The organism is Paenibacillus oryzisoli (genome assembly GCF_050467285.1).
GTDB classification, from domain to species: Bacteria; Bacillota; Bacilli; order Paenibacillales; family NBRC-103111; genus Paenibacillus_E; species Paenibacillus_E oryzisoli_A.
In genome coordinates this window covers 395,512-415,740 of the sequence record NZ_JBCMUN010000007.1, presented here as the reverse complement: position 1 = coordinate 415,740, position 20,229 = coordinate 395,512, and the positions used below count along the sequence as shown (strand labels likewise).

Annotated in this window: 16 protein-coding genes; all 16 read left to right on the top strand. The window is 44.7% G+C overall.

From position 1 onward, the window contains the following. Positions 1-43 precede the first annotated feature (43 nt). The 16 genes from ABE504_RS14170 to ABE504_RS14095 all read left to right on the top strand — a co-directional run bounded on the left by ABE504_RS14170 (position 44) and on the right by ABE504_RS14095 (position 20,226). Positions 44-988: a carbohydrate ABC transporter permease gene (locus ABE504_RS14170; RefSeq protein WP_430089439.1), complete on the top strand. Its 945-nt coding sequence runs from the start codon at positions 44-46 to the stop codon at positions 986-988. 3 nt (positions 989-991) lie between these two features. Next, on the top strand, positions 992-1,834 hold the full coding sequence (locus tag ABE504_RS14165) for a carbohydrate ABC transporter permease (protein WP_430089437.1): 843 nt from the start codon (positions 992-994) through the stop codon (positions 1,832-1,834). Positions 1,835-1,906: 72 nt separating this feature from the next. Continuing rightward, the gene (locus ABE504_RS14160; RefSeq protein WP_430089434.1) at positions 1,907-2,134 is read left to right on the top strand and encodes a hypothetical protein; all 228 of its coding nucleotides are present in this window, start codon (positions 1,907-1,909) and stop codon (positions 2,132-2,134) included. A gap of 879 nt (positions 2,135-3,013) precedes the next feature. Continuing rightward, the gene (locus ABE504_RS14155) at positions 3,014-4,993 is read left to right on the top strand and encodes a beta-galactosidase trimerization domain-containing protein (protein WP_430089432.1); all 1,980 of its coding nucleotides are present in this window, start codon (positions 3,014-3,016) and stop codon (positions 4,991-4,993) included. A 289-nt stretch (positions 4,994-5,282) separates the two neighbouring features. Continuing rightward, positions 5,283-6,134 carry a class I fructose-bisphosphate aldolase gene (locus ABE504_RS14150; RefSeq protein WP_430089429.1) on the top strand — a complete coding sequence of 284 codons (852 nt, stop codon included), beginning with the start codon at positions 5,283-5,285 and terminating at the stop codon, positions 6,132-6,134. Further along, positions 6,131-7,306: a Gfo/Idh/MocA family protein gene (locus ABE504_RS14145; protein WP_430089426.1), complete on the top strand. Its 1,176-nt coding sequence runs from the start codon at positions 6,131-6,133 to the stop codon at positions 7,304-7,306. Before ABE504_RS14150 ends, ABE504_RS14145 begins: the two co-directional genes overlap by 4 nt. 1 nt (position 7,307) lies before the next feature. Beyond that, positions 7,308-8,522: a carbohydrate kinase family protein gene (locus tag ABE504_RS14140; protein ID WP_430089424.1), complete on the top strand. Its 1,215-nt coding sequence runs from the start codon at positions 7,308-7,310 to the stop codon at positions 8,520-8,522. Positions 8,523-8,584: 62 nt separating this feature from the next. Continuing rightward, entirely contained in the window at positions 8,585-9,340 is a 756-nt protein-coding gene (locus ABE504_RS14135; protein ID WP_430089422.1) for a DeoR/GlpR family DNA-binding transcription regulator, read from the top strand. A gap of 168 nt (positions 9,341-9,508) precedes the next feature. Continuing rightward, the gene (locus ABE504_RS14130; RefSeq protein ID WP_430089419.1) at positions 9,509-10,459 is read left to right on the top strand and encodes an ABC transporter permease; all 951 of its coding nucleotides are present in this window, start codon (positions 9,509-9,511) and stop codon (positions 10,457-10,459) included. A 12-nt stretch (positions 10,460-10,471) separates the two neighbouring features. Then, the gene (locus ABE504_RS14125; RefSeq protein ID WP_430089416.1) at positions 10,472-11,338 is read left to right on the top strand and encodes a carbohydrate ABC transporter permease; all 867 of its coding nucleotides are present in this window, start codon (positions 10,472-10,474) and stop codon (positions 11,336-11,338) included. Between the two features lie 6 nt (positions 11,339-11,344). Continuing rightward, entirely contained in the window at positions 11,345-12,925 is a 1,581-nt protein-coding gene (locus ABE504_RS14120) for a response regulator transcription factor (protein WP_430089413.1), read from the top strand. A gap of 17 nt (positions 12,926-12,942) precedes the next feature. Continuing rightward, on the top strand, positions 12,943-14,691 hold the full coding sequence (locus ABE504_RS14115; RefSeq protein ID WP_430089411.1) for a sensor histidine kinase: 1,749 nt from the start codon (positions 12,943-12,945) through the stop codon (positions 14,689-14,691). Between the two features lie 111 nt (positions 14,692-14,802). Then, positions 14,803-16,371, top strand: coding sequence for an extracellular solute-binding protein (locus ABE504_RS14110; RefSeq protein WP_430089408.1), 1,569 nt, complete (start codon positions 14,803-14,805; stop codon positions 16,369-16,371). Positions 16,372-16,456: 85 nt separating this feature from the next. Then, positions 16,457-17,995, top strand: coding sequence for a hypothetical protein (locus ABE504_RS14105; RefSeq protein WP_430089405.1), 1,539 nt, complete (start codon positions 16,457-16,459; stop codon positions 17,993-17,995). 31 nt (positions 17,996-18,026) lie between these two features. Beyond that, the gene (locus tag ABE504_RS14100) at positions 18,027-19,559 is read left to right on the top strand and encodes a hypothetical protein (RefSeq protein WP_430089402.1); all 1,533 of its coding nucleotides are present in this window, start codon (positions 18,027-18,029) and stop codon (positions 19,557-19,559) included. Positions 19,560-19,599: 40 nt separating this feature from the next. Then, complete coding sequence (locus ABE504_RS14095; protein ID WP_430089400.1) at positions 19,600-20,226, top strand: fumarylacetoacetate hydrolase family protein; 627 nt, start codon at positions 19,600-19,602, stop codon at positions 20,224-20,226. Positions 20,227-20,229 lie beyond the last annotated feature (3 nt).

Sequence of the window (20,229 nt, the reverse complement as noted above, 5' to 3'; positions counted from 1 at the left end):
GGATCGCGGTTAGTCCGCTCTTTCATAGAGGATGGGGGATTGCATGAACGCACAAGCAATAAGCAGTAAAGTCAAGACAAAAAGGCAGGGCATAGCCAAGTTGAGTTATAGTCAGAACGGAGCAGCACTTTTCTTTCTTACCCCGTGGTTGATCGGGTTGATTTTTTTTACTTTGGGTCCAATGATCGCTTCGCTCTATTTTTCATTTACGGATTACAGTATTCTCAACGCCCCCTCTTGGGTTGGCTTTGATAATTATAAAACGATGTTTACTTCAGACAAGCTATTTATAACTTCATTGAAAGTGACATTTCTCTATGTCTTTATCTCCGTTCCCCTTAAATTGGCATTCGCATTAGGAGTCGCCCAGTTGTTAAATAAGGGGATTCGGGGACTGGGGTTTTATCGGAGTGTTTATTACATTCCCTCTTTGCTGGGTGGAAGCGTAGCAATCTCGATGCTGTGGAGAAAAATGCTCGGCGGCGACGGACTTCTGAATCAATTTTTACTTCTCATTGGTATTCATGCACCTGATTGGGTAGCTAATCCTAAATATGCGTTGTATTCGATTGTGCTGTTATCGGTGTGGCAATTTGGTTCGTCCATGATTATTTTTCTCGCAGGTTTAAAACAGATAACAGCGGATTACTATGAAGCATCATCCGTCGACGGGGCGGGGAAATTGCGGCAATTTTTTAGTATTACGTTACCCGTGCTCTCACCTGTTATTTTCTTTAACTTGGTGATGCAAATTATAACCTCGTTTCAATCGTTTACGCAATCGTTTGTCATTAGTAACGGCACGGGAGGTCCGGTTAATTCAACCATGATGTACTCCCTGTACTTGTACCAAAAAGGGTTTGCCTTCTTTCAGATGGGGTATGCCTCTGCGATGGCTTGGGTGCTGGTCGCACTGATTGGCACGTTCACATTTATCGTGTTCCGCACTAGCAGAGCGTGGGTGCACTACGAGGATGGGGGGAAGTAAGGAATGGAATACAGCCATAGAAATACGGTTTGGTTAAAGCATCTCGCGATCTCTTTAATCGCATTCGTCATGCTGTACCCCGTGCTTTGGATGCTTGCTAGCTCCTTTAAGCCAGGGAGCCAAATATTCTCGGAAATTGGGCTTTGGTCTAAGAAATGGGTACTGACGAATTATTCCCAAGGGTGGTTTGCAACCCAGGGTAATTCATTTTCACGTTATTTGATGAATTCAATGACGGTTTCTTTAGGCGCAGTACTGGGAAATGTCATCTCGTGTTCGATGGCTGCTTACGCGTTTGCACGCTTGAAATTTAGCTTTAAATCGATAGGCTTCGGCTTGATGCTGATGACGATAATGCTGCCGCATCATGTAACCCTCATACCACAATACATTTTGTTCAACAAACTGGGTTTGGTGAATTCGTTTTTTCCTCTGATTTTGCCGAAGTGGATGGCAACAGATGCCTTTTTTATTTTTTTAACCATTCAGTTTATCCGCGGATTACCTCGGGAATTGGATGAAGCCGCTACAGTTGACGGTTGTGGACCCGTACAAATCTATTGGAGAATCATTCTGCCGCTCGCGGTTCCTGCTCTCATCACAACCACGATATTTACGTTTCTGTGGACATGGGATGATTTCTTCAGTCAGCTGATTTATTTGAGTGATGTCACGAAATTTACTGTACCGCTCGGATTAAGATTATTTCTGGATTCCAGCTCGAAGTCCGACTGGGGGCCGATGTTTGCGATGTCGGTTTTGTCGTTGATTCCTTGTTTCGCGATATTTATTGTATGCCAGAAATACTTTGTTGAAGGGATTGCTACCTCCGGGATTAAAGGATGATAAAAAGCTGAATAGGGCGTAAAGAATGAGACAATCCATCAAGTACATACCTTGATAAAAAGGATGAAGGTGATGGTACATTTGAAGATAAACAACAAACAAATAATCATTTTTTACACTATAAAAGGATCGACAATAAAAAAAGTTATTCTTTTCGATATCGTTCTTGGAACAGCAATTTATTATGCTCTTGAAATGATTTCTTCGAGTACGATAATTGCAACTATAGGCTCTCTAATCGGAACTGAGGGAGTAAAAAAACTTCGAAGGCCAATTAATGGAAGGATAATACCAGTCTAAATTTATTGGGGACCAACTACAGCGTAGAAGCGAAGGGGAAAACGATTCAACGAGCGGCATAATGGGGGTAGTGGCTAATCGGTGTGTATTCGCATATGAGCAAGGTTTATTTTGATGATGTTGCGGTGCGTGTGGCTCCGTAATTAGAGAAATAATAAAGCGGCAAATAGCCTTCATCATGGTGAGGGCTATTTGCCGCTTATTTGCTTCTCGTTATTATATCAATCCAAGATAGGTCGAAATATCCATCTTATTTTGCTTCCTCCATTCGCAGTACATGATGATACTGGAGCGGGCTTAGCCCAGTATGCTTACGAAGGCAGCGCGCAGCATAGTCCTCGTTAAAGTGCAGCTCATCTTCCATATGTGCAGTATGATATGGTTCTCGAAGGCGCACTTCCAAATAAAGCATCACCTGCGCTGCGATCACGGAAGATCGGCTGCTAAGCCGGCCTGACCGTAATGAAGCTTGCAGTTGTGATAGGAGCATGATGCTTAAAATGGACCCAGTAAATCTCGGTCGGCTCCTCGCAAGCTTTATGGCCGATGTGCGAGATGCCAGGTTCGAGCAACAGCATTCCGCCGGGGCCCACATCAATGCGTATGCTCCTTCTGTCATATGCAGCATTCCACTGCGAACAAACAATAAATCGTATACATCAAAAGTTCGTCCAAAATGCTGGGCGCCAATCCGCCAAATAGAGAATCCGATGGTGAGAAATTGCGGCAAGGGCGGAATGCGCAATTGCAAGCAGTTCGTCATAAGTGGGAACCCCATTTGGTCGAAAATGTGCTATTTTAAGTCGTTGCTATTGCTATATCATGTTTATCTTTCAAGCTATAGTTAAAATAAATACATATTTAGGGGGTTACAGTTCTATGCATTTTCGTCAAGTTCACCTTGATTTTCATACGTCGGAAGCAATCTCAGGGATCGGGCGCGATTTTAACAAAGGGCAGTTCCAGGACATGCTTCGTAAGGGCCATGTGGATTCGATCACGGTTTTTTCCAAATGTCATCATGGGTGGGCCTATCATCCTTCCGAAGCCAACGAGACACATCCTCATTTAACGTTCGACCTGCTTGGGGAGATGATTGAAGCAGCGCACGATATTGGCGTCAAAACGCCCGTCTATCTATCTGCAGGAGTAGATGAAAAGCTAGCGCGCCGACATCCCGAATGGCTGATTCGGGATATAAACGACAACACGATCTGGGTAGATGGTTTTATGAAGCCGGGGTACCACCATTTTTGCATGAATTCACCGTATCTAGACGTGCTTCTGCGTCAAATTGACGAAGTGGTTCGGCGTTATGATGCAGACGGCATTTTTCTCGATATCGTCGCCGTGCGCAAATGCTACTGTCACAAATGCGTCAGCCAATTACTGTCTGAGGGAAAAGATCCCCGCAACTTGAAAGCTGTGATAGATCAAGGTGAACGCATATACGCGGAGTACACACGCCGAGTTCGAGAAACAGTTGACGCTGTTAAGCCAGGGTTGCCAGTGTTTCACAACGGCGGGCATATTCGTCGCGGGCGGCGCGATTTAGCCGCAATGAACTCTCATCTGGAGCTGGAATCTTTGCCTACGGGAGGATGGGGATATGATCATTTCCCGCTTTCCGCACGTTATGCGCAGGGTCTTGGGATGCCATTTCTCGGTATGACAGGCAAATTTCACACTTCGTGGGGAGAATTCGGTGGCTACAAGCATCCGAATGCACTACGTTACGAAACAGCACTCAGCATTGCAAACGGAGCTTGTTGCTCCATCGGTGATCAACTGCATCCGGAAGGCAGGATGGATCCTGCAACTTATTCAATTATTGGCGCGGCTTATGCCGAGGTGGAGAGCAAGGAACCATGGTGTGCGAATGTTCAAAGCATTGCAGACGTCGGGCTATTCACGATTGAAGCGGCTGCCACAAGGTCAGATGGAGACGAAGTTGATCGAACAGGCAATTCCGATGCCGGAGCAGTTCGCATGCTGTTGGAAGGTAATATTCTGTTTGACGTCATTGACATGGAAAGCGATTTCAATTGTTACCGTGTTATTATTTTGCCGGATCGTATTTTGATAACTTCAGAGCTTGAAACCAAACTGAACGATTTCCTTGCGCAGGGTGGAAGACTATTAGCTTCAGGAGAATCGGGGCTAAACCTAGAGGGAACTGAATTTTCGATTGATCTTGGGGTGCGTTATACCGGGATGAGTCCGTATAAACCTTCTTATTTTCACCCGCATTTTGCGCTGGAAAGCGTGAAGGAAGCGTCCTTCGTCTTCTATTCCAAGGGTCAGCAAGTTGAATTGAGCGGGGAAGGGATGATGCTAGGGCACCGGGAGAATCCTTATTTTAACCGCGACGTGTATACGTTCTGTTCGCATCAGCATACCCCAAGTACTCTTCAGTCGAACGGACCAGGGATGGTTGAAAGCAGCAGCGGCATTTATATAGCGTGGAATGTCTTCGAGGAATATGCGACGGTGGGCAGCCTTGTTCTCAAGGAAACCGTTCTGTATGCGCTGAACAAGCTATTGGGCTCTTCAAAAACGCTCTCGACGAACTTGCCTGCACAGGGCATCGTTACGCTTATGGAGCAACCCTCAGAGCAGCGCTTTGTTAATCATTTATTGTATGCAGTACCTGTTAAACGCGGGAAAGGCATTGAGGTAATTGAAGATCTAGTGCCGCTTTTCGAAACAAAGGTGTCGGTACGGTTGGATAAGCCAGTGAAAAGGGTGTATCTGGCACCACAGATGACTGAGCTCGCTTTCGAAATGGATTCAACTGGGACGGTGCACTATGAGGTGCCCAGGATAGATTGTCATCAAATGGTCGTGATGGAAGTATAAACGGAGCAAGCCTGCAATTGCAGGCTTTTTTCTGTGTTGTTCCATGCTCCAGTTCGCTTATTTCCCAAAAAAAGCAGGCGATGTAGTAAGGCCATACCTTCCCTTTTTTGAACTACAATTTTATCTAGGGAAGTGCTCAATAATTCTACTGAGAAGGCAATAGCGAGATAAGGGGAGGGATAAAATAACAAAAACATAGACAATGAGTTAGTATTCACTTATGATAATGTTGTATTTAAACATTATATGTTCTAAAATAACATTACTTGGAACAAAAGGAGAGTTTCCCATGGCATCAGCCACAGCAAGAATGAACCGAATGTTCAGCGAGAAAGGAAAATGTTTTGACGTTGCAGTTGATCATGGTTTTTTCAACGAATTCTCATTCTTGAATTCAATCGAAAACATGAAGCAGGCGGTCAAAACTATTGTTTCTTCCAATCCAGATTGTATGCAATTAAGTATTGGTCAGGCTCACCATCTGCAGGAAATACCTGGTAAGCATAAACCGGGTCTCGTATTACGTGCCGATGCAGCTAATATTTATGGGACAATGCTGCCGAAGTTCCTGTTTAGTGAAATCATTAACAATGCTATCGAGCATGCTGTTAAACTCGACGCCGTAGCTGTATGTGTCAATCTGTTATCGCTACCTAAGCAGCCTGAACTGCACCACCAGTGTGTTCGAAACATCACAAAATTGAAATCGGACTGTGAACAGTACGGTATGGTATTAATGGTCGAGCCGCTTGTTATGCTTCCAAATGAGCTTAAAGGCGGCTATATGGTGGATGGTGACATCACAAAAATTATGCCTTTAGTCCGTCAAGCCGTAGAGCTTGGTGCAGATGTTATTAAAGCAGACCCATGTGATAACATCGACGAGTATCATCGTATCATTGAGATCGCTTCTGGAATTCCGGTGCTCGTACGTGGAGGCGGGAAAGCGTCCGATGAGGAAATTGTCTATCGTACTGTGAAGCTAATGGAGCAAGGCGCATCTGGCATTGTATACGGCCGCAACGTTATCCAGCATCCGTCTCCTCAGAATATGACGAACGCGCTCATGGAAATTGTGCATGAGGGAGCTACGTCTGAGGAGGCTCTTATCATTCTGAACGAGGGGAGTAAGCTACTATGATGAACAAAGAGGAAAAAGCCCGCAAGATTATTCGCTTTGGTGTCATTGGATGCGGTTTGATGGGCAAAGAATTCGCTAGTGCGGCTGCTCGGTGGTGCCATTTGACTGACGTTGATTTCGAACCGCGCATTACGGCGGTATGCGATGCTAATCCGACTGCGACGAAGTGGTTCATACAGGCTATTTCTTCCGTCGAACATGTGTACTCAGACTACAAGGAACTACTGGCTAATCCGAACGTAGATGCCATATACTGTGCAGTGCCGCACAATTTGCATGCCCAGTTGTATACCGATATTATTCATGCCGGCAAGCATCTTCTTGGAGAAAAGCCGTTCGGTATCGATGCGGAGGCGAATACAGCTATTCTTAAGGCGATGGCTATGCACCCGGAGATCATTGTTCGCTGCTCGTCTGAATTTCCGTTTTACCCAGGTGCATTTCAGATTGGTGAGTGGGTACGCCAAGGCCGATTTGGTCGAATTATCGAAGTGGAAGCGGGTTTCTGGCATTCTAGCGATCTCGATCCTTCGAAACCGATTAACTGGAAGCGGCGTATCGCGACAAACGGTGAATATGGCTGTATGGGAGATCTGGGCATGCATGTATTACATTTACCACTAAGGTTTGGCTGGAAGCCTAGATCTGTACGTTCCTTGCTGTCGAAAGTTGTGGAGAACCGTCCCGACGATAATGGAGGTTCCGTGCCTTGCGAAACATGGGACAACGCGATTCTGGCTTGTGAAGTCAAAACGGACGATCAGGCATTCCCTATGATGCTGTCCATGAAACGGATCGCTCCCGGACATGCGAATACATGGTTCATTCGTATAAGCGGTACCGCGTTTTCGGCAGAATTCTCAACGAAAAATCCTAAACAAGTTGTATCGCTGCCCTACACACCGGGCAGCGCACAGTCGTGGCATGTAACTGACGCCTCCTATAGATCAGCGTATAACACAATCACAGGCGGCATTTTTGAATTCGGTTTTTCCGATTCAATTTTACAAATGTGGGCTGCATTCTGTGACGAGCTCTCGAATGGCGTCAAGATGCAGCAAACTCTCCACTGCGCGACGCCAGAAGAAACAGCCTACAGTCATAAGCTGTTTACTGCAGCACTCCAGTCGGATAAGACAGGGCAAACAGTCTATTTGAACTGGGGAGAATAAGTTGAGCGAGATTAAACTACCGTATCCCGTTGTTGTTGGGGGACATATCTGCCTAGACATCATTCCGACACTACACGAATGGCAGTCCAGCATGGAAGCGATATTCGAGCCTGGAAAACTTGTTGACATTGGACCTGCGGTGTTGACTACAGGCGGAGCGGTTTCCAATACAGGCATTGCTTTACACCGTCTTGGTGTGCCAGTAACATTAATGGGCAAAGTGGGAGATGATCTATTCGGGCGTGCAACTCTGGATATAATTGGCGGGCAGGACGAAAGATTGATTAAAGGCATGATTGTCGCACCTCGCGAAGCGAGCTCGTATACGATTGTCATCAGCCCGCCGGGCGTTGATCGCGTATTTTTGCATTGCACGGGTACGAATGACACGTTTGGAGAAGACGACCTGAAGGCGGTTGAGCTTCGTGAAGCGGGACTTTTCCATTTTGGCTATCCGCCGCTCATGAAGCGAATGTACCAAGGCGGCGGGAGTGAGTTAGCGGGTATTATGGCCGTCGCCAAATCCGCAGGCTCTACCACTTCACTTGATCTAGCAAAGCCAGATCCTGCATCGGACGCCGGTCGTGCTGACTGGAGGGAGATTTTGCGGGCAGCGCTGCCCCATGTTGACCTGTTTCTGCCGAGCTTCGAGGAAATTCTGTTTATGCTTCACCGAGAACTGTACGATTGTCTGCAGGCTGAGCATGGGACATCGGATTTGCTGCCGTTTGCTGACAGTGAACTGTTAAGTATGCTGGCTGAGGAGCTACTAGGTATGGGAGTGGCTGTCGTGGTACTAAAGCTGGGTGAATATGGATTATATATGAAAACTACCACGGATGAAGCACGGTTTGCTTCTTTTGGTAAGTATCGTCCAAAGGATGCCACCATCTGGGCGGGGCGCGAGCTTTATACCACTTGCTATCAAGTGGATGTTACCGGCACAACCGGAGCCGGGGACTGTACGATCGCTGGTTTTCTCGCTGGCTGGGTGCAAGGGCTCTCCCCAGAGGCGGTGCTTGTCGGCGCAGTCGGCGTAGGAGCCTGCAATGTTGAGCATCCAGATGCAACGAGCGGCATCCCTCATTGGAGTGAAGTACAGCATCGTATCGACGAAGGATGGGTGCAACACGAACCGAAGTTGCAGCTAGGCGGTTTTCTCCCTTCCCACACATACTTGGGTGTTCTTGAAAGGCGCACAATTAGCAGAGGTTGATAATTGATGGATTGGTTGCAATAATAAGAAGTAAAACTAATCTTCAATCGGGAGAGCGCATTATGCAGGTAATGTTAAATGCTAGACAGCAGCAAATCAAGGAACGTTTGGAGCTGCTGGGTGAAGTCAAGATCGGGGAAATGAAAGATTTCTTCGGTGTAACTGAGATGACAATCCGTCGGGATTTGGAAAAGCTCGAACAAATCGGTCTATTGCGGAGAACATTCGGAGGAGCCATCATGATCGGTAAAGATGTTGCCCTTAAGGATCGAGCAGACCTATGGACTGAGGAGAAAAGTAGGATCGGTCGACGAGCTGCTGATCTTATCCAGGCTGGTGACTCCGTATTTATTGATGGGGGCACAACGACGGTACAAATTGTTCGCGCTTTGAAGCCGAGATCTAACATTACGGTTGTCACAAATGCGTTAAATGTAGCCAGTGAACTAATCAGTAAAAAAATTTCGACCATCGTGATTGGCGGTACAATGCTTGAAACGACGTCGACAATGGTGGGGCCAATCGCAGCGGCAACCATTTCTTCCATGTCGTTTGACCGCATTTTTCTTGGTGCAACAGGCATAACAAGCAAACACGGTTACAGTAACTCCAACATGTACGAGGCGGAAATAAAAAAACTTGCTATTCGCCAGGCTACAGAGGTGAATATTGTCGTTGATCAAACGAAATTTGGCGCCAAGATGCTGGCTTCGTTCGGTGAGCTTTCTAAAGCGGATCGAATCATTACAGATCGTCTGCCGGAGTCGGAACTGATGACGGCTTGCCGCGAAGCGTCAGTGGAATTGTTGGAAAGTTGAAGCTCCATAGAGAAAAGCCGTCTTTCAAAAAGACGGCTTTTTTTGCGCTATAAATGCCGTACAACTTGAATAAACCCCCTAATAAATGAAGCATTCCATCTGTTTGCATACAAAATACCCTTCTATAATTAGTAGATACAAAGATACAAACAGAAAGGATCCTACGACATGCCAACCATTCAAAATGTTCATCCGTTATCACATGCTAAAAGTAAACCAGCCGATTTTTTGCTAAAAATAAGAAGACATGCATGGCTGTATGTATTGCTTTTGCCAACACTCATCTATTTTGTTATGTTCCATTTCATCCCTTATTACGGACTTTCTATTGCATTTAAAGACTTTATGCCGGTTCAAGGTATTTCTGGTAGTCCATGGGTCGGCCTAAAACATTTTAATGATCTGTTCCATAGCTCCGATTTTTCAAGACTGTTGGTAAATACGCTGCTTATCAGCTTGTACAAAATGGTATTTGGTTTTCCTGCTCCGATTCTGTTCGCGCTTATGCTCAACGAGGTGAGGATGATTGTGTTCAAGCGCACAGTTCAGACGATTACTTATTTTCCTCACTTTCTTTCTTGGGTTGTATTCGGCGGGATCGTTACAACATTTTTAACACCATCAGGTGTCATTAATGCCTTACTAGTTGGAGTCGGTTGGCAACCGATCGATTTTCTGACGAGTCCCCATTATTTCCGCGGAATCATTGTCCTTACAAGTATAATGAAAGAATTCGGTTGGGGAGCAATCATTTACTTGGCGGCATTAGCAGGGGTTAACCCGGAGCTATACGATTCGGCTATCGTAGATGGGGCGGGCAGGTATCAACAGCTAATACACGTCACGCTTCCGGGAATTATGCCAACCATAACCTTAATGTTTATTATTAATTTGGGGCACTTGTTAGATGCAGGCTTTGAGCAAATCTATGTCATGATTAACCCGTCTGTATATGAGGTCGGGGATATTATAGATACCTATGTATATCGGATTGGGTTGGAGCGTGGCCAATTCAGCTTGGCGACAGCAGTTGGTTTATTTAAAGGTGTGATTGGATTCATATTAATTCTAGGCACGAACACGTTACTGAGAAAATTGGGACAACGATCAATCTGGTAAGGGGGCAATCAAATGGCAATTAAGCGTATTACAACTACGGATTTTTTCATATGTGCAATGCTTATCTTCTCTTGTATAATTACATTATTACCCGTGGTACATGTTTTTTCTGTATCCTTGAGTGGGCCAGATCAAGTATATGACGTCAGTCTGATGTTGTACCCTAAGGAACTAACCATACAGGCATACAAATATGTTTTTTCCACCCCAACACTAGTCAAATCTTTTGGAATTACCGTTATCATCACTGTGCTAGGGACCGCGATTAATTTGCTCTTCACGATTACTGGAGCTTATGCACTTTCGAAACGAACTCTACCGGGGTTAAATATATTTATGGTGTTATTAATCTTCGCAATGACATTTCATGCGGGCATTATTCCCGGATATTTAAACGTCAAAGCATTGGGACTGCTAAACAGCATCTGGGCGATGATCCTTCCTGGGGCTGTGAGTGCATTCTATTTGATATTGATGCGCAACTTTTTAATGGATTTGCCTAAAGAAATTGAAGAGTCTGCGAGAATTGATGGATGCAGTGAAATCACGCTGCTTGTAAGAATTGTGGTTCCGCTATCTACCCCCGTCATCGCTACAGTCGGACTTTTCTATGGCGTAGGACATTGGAACGAATTTTTTAAAGGCGTGTTTTATTTGACGGATTCAAGTAAATGGCCGCTGCAAGTGCTGTTGAAAACAATTGTATTCGATCAAAATTTTACTAATTTAGCAAGCAGTGATACAACAAATGTGAAGATTGAACCAGCCAATATACAGTCGGCAGCAATTGTATTTGCTACGGTTCCGATTTTGCTAGTTTATCCGTTTTTGCAGAAATATTTTGTGAAAGGTATTGTCATGGGAGCTGTGAAGGGGTGATTGAATATGCAGTCTAAAATCGATATTATTATTGTTGAAGATGAGATTGACGTTCTTGAAGGGATAAAGTCTTCTCTGTTTTCCCTACACCCTGCCGTCGGTCAAGTGTATGCGATTGGAAATGCCGAGGATGCGATGGAAATGATCCGCATTCTTCGGCCTCTGATCATCATAACTGATATTGTACTTCCGAAAAAGTCGGGGTTAGAACTACTCGAGCAGATTAAAGAGCTTGCTGATTTTGATCCCAAGGTAATGGTGATCAGTAGCTATAACGAATTCAGTTATGCGCAAAGCAGTTTGCGCCTCGGTGCAGTGGATTATGTATTGAAACCTTTTGATCGAGAAAGCTTCATTCAAAAGGTCTTTCATTTGGTAGAGTTGATTGTTGAGGAAAGCCGCAAGAAATCTGAACATCAACATCGGGCGGAGTATGCCCGCGTCGGCAGTAAGGTGTTGATGGATCAGTATCTAGTTAGTTTTTGTACAAAGAAAACCTATTTACAAGAGCATATTTATCATCGACTGCAAATGTGGCAGTTAGTTTGGCTGACGACTTCACCTTACAGAATTGTGGCATTCGGTCTAACAGAAGAATCCCCGCTCAGCGATAAGGAAGTGGAACTTCAGCTCTTTTCAATAGGCAATGTGGCTGAAGAATCACTTCAATATTTTTCACCTTCTTACTTGCTAAAAAATGTACACAATCGTTGGATTATTATTTCTGCTTATCCGGATATGGATGAGTTAATCGAAGTGATTCGGGAAAATACGGCACGATATCAAAAGCTGCAACTTACATTTGGCGTAAGCGGAGTTATAAGTGCATTTCAATCCTTATATGAAGGATACGAGCAGGCTACTCAGGCACTGCGGTGGGCTTCTGCCGACCGGAGGCCTGTTTTGCATTACGGCGAGATTTCCATTGGTAACAAAGACGAGCTGTTTTTGGAACCCAATAACGTGTGCTTAGAGTCCTTAATGAATGGCAATAAAGAAGGAATATTCGCTTCTGTTAATGATAAAGTCGATGATATGGTTCGCCATACCCCAATGCTTCATCGCAAGCAATTGGCTCAAAGTTCACTCGATTGGATAATGGAAATTCAGTCAGCCGTCAAAGGAAGAACGGGAGCAAGCATTGAGCAGATCCCCCTTGTCATCTGGGAAGAGTTGGAGCGGGACCAAACCACGCATTCCATAAAGAAAGTGCTGGTGGACTATTTTATTAAATTGTCAGAACAAATAACGGCTCAAACAGCTGGCAACGGAAATGCAGTAATTGAGCAGGCAAAGACGATCATGGCGAAGGAACCGGAAAGCGAGCTATCACTGCAATTCGTAGCAGATAAACTTCGTATTCATCCTGCTTGGTTGAGTCACATTTTCAAAAAAGAAACAGGGCAAGCATTCTCCGACTATATCATTGATCTCAAGATCAGCAAAGCCAAGTTGCTTTTGCTAGAATCCAATTTAAAAATTTATGAAATAGCTGCTGAGATTGGCTATCAGGATCTTCAACATTTCGGGAAGGTCTTTAAAAAAAGAACTGGCCTATCACCAAAAGAATTTCGCTACGGCAGGTAAAAAAGGGAGGCAGCATGTTGAAATTTCATCCGAATTTATATGTAAAGGTCAGTATTCTGTTGCTATCCATCGTAGCCATCCCTACCGTGCTGCTCGGTTATTTGTCATTCAATCAATCTAATCAACAAATTCAGACGATTACAAAGATGTTTCTATTCGATGATCTTAATCATAATGCAATCAGAATGAAATCTCTGCTTTCACAGACAGAGCTCCAATCAGAAAAAGTACTGGAATCTAGCAAAATGAAAACGCTTTTAAAGAACATGCCACCTCAATCCTCTTTGGAAGAATATGATTTTATTAGGCAGATAAACCCTCTACTTGAGGAGATGCGTGGAGGATATGAACTGAATGTGTATCCCTTAAATCCAAAATCGTATGCTAACTACTCAGGAAACGTGACTGGCGACGAAGACTGGTTTCAAACTGCACTGTCTTTAGAAGGCAAAGGTGCATGGTACGTGCGTTCTACAGTTGACGGACTTCCCTCAGAATTACTTTACGTTCGCGCAATTCGTGACTATCCCGTACTTCAACCTATTGGCGTATTGACTCTGCATGTACCGCGCTATTTGCTTGATAATCAATTTGTTATCCCAGAACAAATTAATGCTATTAGCTATTATATGTTGGAAGGCAGTGGACGTGTTATCGCTTCTCGCTCCAGAAACTCCGGAGAAGGTGAACTGATTCGGATTGATCCCGATTCGGAAGACCAGTTATCGGAGGGGAGTCCGCTCAAAATTATACATCGGAATGGGATTGATTTCTATGTGGTGTCTAAACCTCTAGATAGTAACAACTGGCGTATGGCTGCACTTATTCCCATTAAGGAAGTAACCGGTCCGATTGTGAAGATTAAACGCTTCACCTGGCTGCTCGTTGCGTCAAGTATCGGTGTTATGAGTATCTTACTTCTGTTACTCGTACGTTCGGTCACGATTCCAATTCGGACGCTAGTGAGGTCAATGAGAACAGTCTACAAAGGGCAACTTGTATACTGTGACGATTATTCGCTAAGAAAAGATGAAATTGGCCAGCTCGTAAGGGGATATAACTCGATGATTAAAGGTATGTACGAGCTAATTGACAAAATGAAGCTCTACGAGGAAGAAAAGCGTAAGCTTGAAATCCGGGCTCTAGTTCATCAAGTAAACCCTCATTTCTTATACAACACAATGGATACAATTAAGTGGAAGGCAGAAAAAGTTTATGCTCCAGAAATCGTAAGCATGGTTGATTCGTTGTCTAATTTGTTACGTTTTAGTATTCATACCGATGAGGAGCTTACAACCTTAGAGAGGGAAATGGAGTATGTAAAAAACTATGTGTCACTTGTCCTCCAGCGCAACTACGATGCCTTCTCTGTCTATTATCAAATCGATAGGGATATTTTATATAGACCGTTTATGAAATTGACCGTGCAACCCCTTGTTGAGAATGCGATTAAGCACGCTATGAATGTCTTGGAGAACGGGGAAGGTAAAATTATGATCACGGTCAGAGGATCAGAGGACCGGATTATGTGTATTGTAGAGGATAATGGACCTGGGATAAGCGGGGAGATTCCCAAAAATGCAGCCAAGTTTCAAGAGACCGCGTACAATCCGAATTCTTCGGGAGTCGGTTTACTTAATACGGATCGGAGGCTGAAGCTCAGGTTCGGAGGTAGTTTTGGTATTACGCTTGAGAATCGAGAGTCAGGAGGCTGCAAAGTAATACTCTTGCACCCTCTAATAGATACAGAAAGCAGTTCCCTATAAAAAACATGATTAAACCTTAAGTTATCCCTGTATTTATAGCAGTCTAAAGGCGTTACTCTTTAATTACCGGCCGGTACTTTCGCAAGTAAGAATTAAAGGGAGGTTCTGTTAGTGAAAAGAAAATCAGTACCTATCGTCACAGCAGTATTGTTGGCAACGACACTCGCCGCATGTTCTAGTCCAGGTAATGAATCGAGCACGACTAAAGTAGAGAGTACACCATCAGGAGCACAAGGGAAAACCACTGCACCGCCAGCGAAAGTATCCATACTCAAGTTTTTAGCTCCCGGTCAGACTTATCACCCTGACTCGGAATTGGAGAAAATGATCGAGAAGGATGCGAATGTCGATCTCACCTATGAAACAGTGCCATCCGCCGAATACAAAACCAAGCTTAGCGTCAAAATTACGGGTGGAGATCTTCCGGACATCGTTGTCACTAATTCTCCAAACGATTATGAGCATAATGCATTAATCGATCAAGGCGTTTTTATGGCCTTGGATGATCTGCTTCCCAAATTTCCAAAACTGCAGGACGCTTTCAGTAAGCAAACATGGGATATGATGAGAAGCCCAAAAGACGGAAAGATTTACGGCGTCCCTGTATTGAGAGACCGCGGGGGTGATGGCATTGTAATCCGGAAAGACTGGCTCGACAAGCTAGGACTGAAAGAGCCGAAAACGTTGGATGAACTCGTTACCGTTTTGACTGCATTCCGGGACGGTGACCCTGATGGAAATGGGCAGAAGGATACAATCCCATTAACGTTAACCAGCACGCAAATCTCGGGCATATATTCGTTCTTCTCCTTGTTTGGTTTAAATCCCGACTGGTCGCCTACTCCAGAAGATGCAAATAAACTTCAATATGGTTTGATTCAGCCGCAAGCCAAACAAGCAATGAGCTTTCTGCGCAACCTTCGCCAGGAAGGGCTGCTTGATCCTGATCTGATCGTCGGTAAGACATCAGGACTCGACAAGTTCAAATCTGGAAAGGTCGGAGCTCTTGTTACAACCTTGGGAAATTATAGACAAGTTGTTGTTCTTCCGAATATGAAAGCAGAAATTATAGACCCTATCACGAATAATGGGAATGTATGGAAATTGTCTTCGCCAGCGATCCCAATTACAAGAACGGATGAAATATCGAGCTCGTCAAAAAATCCGGAGGCAGCCCTTGGTTATTTAGAATATCAAATTACACGCGGTTTCGATTACATCCAATATGGTGTAGAGGGAAAAACATACAGCGTTCAAAATGGCGTGAAGATTCCGTTTGCTGAAGACAAGAAAGATCCTCAATATAACACGACTGTCGGTATGGAGCTGTTGCAGCCGGAATGGCTGTATTCAGATACTGAGAAGTACACAAAGTTTATTTCCAAGGATGCGGCGAATTATTTGCTGGGTAAGCTGGATACTTACGAGAAGAATATTCAATATAACTATCTCCGTGCAAACACTAAGATTCCAACGCTTCAAGAGAAGTCTGTTGTCTTGGGACAAATTCTAGAAGAAGGATATACGAAGATGTTATTGGATAAAAAGGACATCGGGACGCTTTTTGATGAAATGGTGGCCAAGTGGAGAAGCTCAGGCGGAGATAAAGTCATTGAAGAAATCAATCTCCTGCAAAAAGACAAATCCAAGCCAAACTTCTACTATCAGCGAAAGCAATAAGAACCGCGTCATGCACTCTCCTCGACAATATTAGCGCGGGGAGAGACTCAAGATCGCGGAGGTAACGAAGGAAGGAGATCGGTGTATGGGTTTGAAAAAAAACTACAAATGTTTGTTTAATCACGAATTGCTTAGCTTGTTCACGACGCAGACGCCTTACCAGACTTATCGAGATAATGTAAAGGACGACCAGGTTACAGGGTACGTCAAAGAATTGGCAGGTACTCAAGTGGATGTCCTGATGTGCTGCCCTCTTGCTTGGAGAACGATTTTATGGGATTCGCAAGTTGACAGAAGATGGCGGGAAGAGGCCCCGTTCGAGCAGGAGCCGCTTCCTGAAGATGATTGGAAATACAATCAGAAAGCGTACTACCGAGCGCGCCGTTACATGTTGCAAAAGAAGGATCCCGTCGGTATGACACTCCAGGCTGCAAGAGAAATCGGCATTGATTTCTTTATCTCTTTCCGAATGAATGACAATCATTATTTATACGAAAAGCATCTGCCTACACATGGAAGTTTCTGGCGCGACCATCCCCAGTATTGGCTCGAGCCGCAAGGAAGTGGAAGCCCTTTTAATTATTTGGTTCCGGAGGTTCGAGACTATTATTATGGGTTACTTCGCGAGCTCGCCGAGAATTACGATATTGATGGACTAGAGCTTGACTTCCAGCGGCACCCTCGTTTTTTTCTGGAAAGCCAGGTTAGCGAAGGGATCGCTATCATGAACGCATTTGTTAGCCAGATTCGTCTTTTGCTAGATGAGATTGGCGAGCGAAGGGATAAATATTTGCAATTGTGTGTACGCGTCCCCGAGCGACTCGCAGCGTGTCTAAAAGCTGGTTTGGACGTCGAGGCCTGGGATCGCGCGCAGTTGATCGATATGATTAATCTGTCCTCGTCTTTCAAAACAACGCTTGAAATTGGTATCGAAGAGTTCAAAGCCCGTGTCGTGCATGCACGTATTTACGGCGAACTTCATTTCGTTGTCAACACAGGCGAGTCTCGCAGCGTTCTAGGGTATGTGAACAACATCAGCCGGAAAACGACTCAGGAAATTTATGAGACGACCGCATTGAATTATTGGCGTAGAGGTGTGGATGGTCTGAGTTTTTTCAATTTTAACTATACGCGAGATCATTCGTTCAACGAAGCGAGACGCAAAGAGTTTCCTGGCAAAGAACCTCCTTTCCATATACTTCGAACCATTTGCGATCAAGAACACTTGAGTCAGCAAGCACAGCATTATTTTATTGGCACTGGCTATGGCACGTTCCCAGCCAATGACCAAGTGACATTCAATGTTCGTCTTGAAACAGAGGGTATTTTCGCCAAAATACAGCGCGCGGTCATCCGAGTAGAGACATTCCGTGAGACATCTCGTGTTCCCGTTCATGTAGAATTTGATGGTGTTCCTCTGCAACCCATAGTGGGATCAGGCGAACTATACACGCCTTTCTCGACAGAAGGTTTGCCAACGCCGGAGAAAGTTCGCTATTTTGACCTGCCGCTACAGCTTCTGGAAACTGGCAATCATCAAATACACCTTTTCAATGCAACATATCCAGACCCCTATAAAAGGCTTACATTCGTCAGTGCGGAAATCGCAATTTACACTCATTAAGGTAGTTCAACTTACAATTGGAGGATAGCGTATGTCAATCGAAGTAAAACGACAGGGACAGAAGGTGCCCTATAAGTGTTTGTATAACCACGAGCTGCTGATTTTATTTACAACTCAAACACCTTACCAAAGATACGATGACAATGTGACAGATGAACAAGTTATTGGATACGTCAAAGAGTTACAAGGTACGCAGGTCGATGCGTTAATGTGCTGTCCTCAAGCGTGGAGAACTAATCTCTGGTACTCAGAAATCGATCGAAGATGGCAAGATGAGGCACCTCTGGAGCGTGAGCCGCTTCCGGAAGCCAACTGGAACTACAATGATAAAGCGTACTTTCGGGCACGCCGCTATATGCTGCAGCACAAAGATCCCATTGCTCTCTCTTTGAAGACCGCAAGAGAAATCGGCATTGATTTCTTTATCGCTTACCGGATGAATGATCATCACTACGTGAAGAACACACAAGCTCAAACGCATGGAAGCTTCTGGCGTAATCATCCTGAATATTGGCTGGAACCGTCAGGAGCGGCATTTAACTATCTTGTTCCCGAAGTACGTGACTATTATTTTAGTTTACTGAAGGAATTGGCGGAAAACTATGATATTGATGGGATGGAGCTTGATTTCATGCGGTCTCCGCGCTATTTCCCCGATAATCAGATTGCAGATGGCATACCGATCATGAACGAATTTGTCGCACGTATCCGCCTCATGCTAGATGATATCGGGGAAAGCAGAGGGAAGAAGCTCAGCCTGAGCGTTCGCGTGCCGCACCGTCCCGAAGAAGCGGTCAAGATCGGATTGGATGTGGAAAGCTGGGATCAAGAAGGGTTGATCGATATGGTGAATGTTTCTTCCTACTTCCGAACAAGCCTTGAGATTGGAATTGAAGACTACAAGCGACGTATCAGCAACGCGCGTATTTACGGTGAGCTTCATTTTATTACGAATATCGGCAGCTCGCGTAGCTCACTCGGCTACGCGAACAATATCAACCGTAAGACGACGAGGGAAATATATGAAACGGCGGCACTTCAATATTGGCGCAGAGGCGTGGATGGAATCAGCTTCTTCAATTTTGCCTATACACGCGATCATGGTTTTCACGAGCCCAGGCGCAAAGAATTTCCCGGCAAAGAACCTTCGTTTGACATCTTAAACACCATTTGCGAGCTGAGTCATTTGGAGCGGCAACCGCAGCACTACTTTATAGGAACTGGTTATGGTACGTTTCCTGCCGATCAGGAAAAAACCTTTGACATGTACATTGTGCCGGAGGGGCGGTTCAGCAGTGGCATGCTGCGAGTGGAAACAGATACGGACACGGCCCGTCTGCCACTTATCGCTAACTTTAATGGCGTGAAGCTGCAGGAAAAAGTTGAAACGGGTGAATTGTTCGCTCCATTCTCTTTGGAATGTTTGCCGCCTCAGGAGAGAGTTCGATATTTTGAACTTCCCACTGAACTAGTAAAATCAGGTGACAACGTAGTCCATTTAACCAACAACGATCCGTATAAGAAAGCTACATTTGTCGGAGTTGAAGTTGCCCTTTATCGTTAAAAATCCTATTTTTCACATTGTATTACAAGGAGTTATAGCCATGATAGGTTTGACATTTCAGCCAGAAGTTAAAAGGATAATCGGAGTAGGTCCACACTATCGTTCACTTCGGATAGAAAAAGGTCTTGATCTGCAAGTTGATGAACCGATGCTTTTCTTAAAAAATGTGGACAGTGTGACGACATCGGAACACATTGAATTAAGCAGTCAGATCCAACAAATCTACTGTGAGGTTGAAATGGGTGTATTAGTTGGTAGACCGGGTTATCAAATCAGAGAGGATGAGGCGTTGTCGCATATTTGCGGTTGCGCAATCGTCAATGATATTACAGCTGTAGATAAGATAGAGTTAGGTCAGCATAAAATGTTTATGAACACGACTCCGATAGGTTCTTTTGTCAAGGTGGATAATGTCCAAGATGTAACCATTCGAATGTCTGTCAATGGTCAACCTGTGCAGGATGGGCATACAAGTGAGATGCTATTCTCCGTGACTTGGCTTATTTCGTACATTTCCGCAATCATGCCGCTCAGAGAAGGTGATCTCATCTTGACGGGCACACCTGCACATCCAACGCTTTGCGTAAGCGGTGATGTTATTGAATTGTTCAGCCCAGAGTTGGGATCCATTCAACATACTTTAAAGCAGGATGTGATTAAAAATTGAATT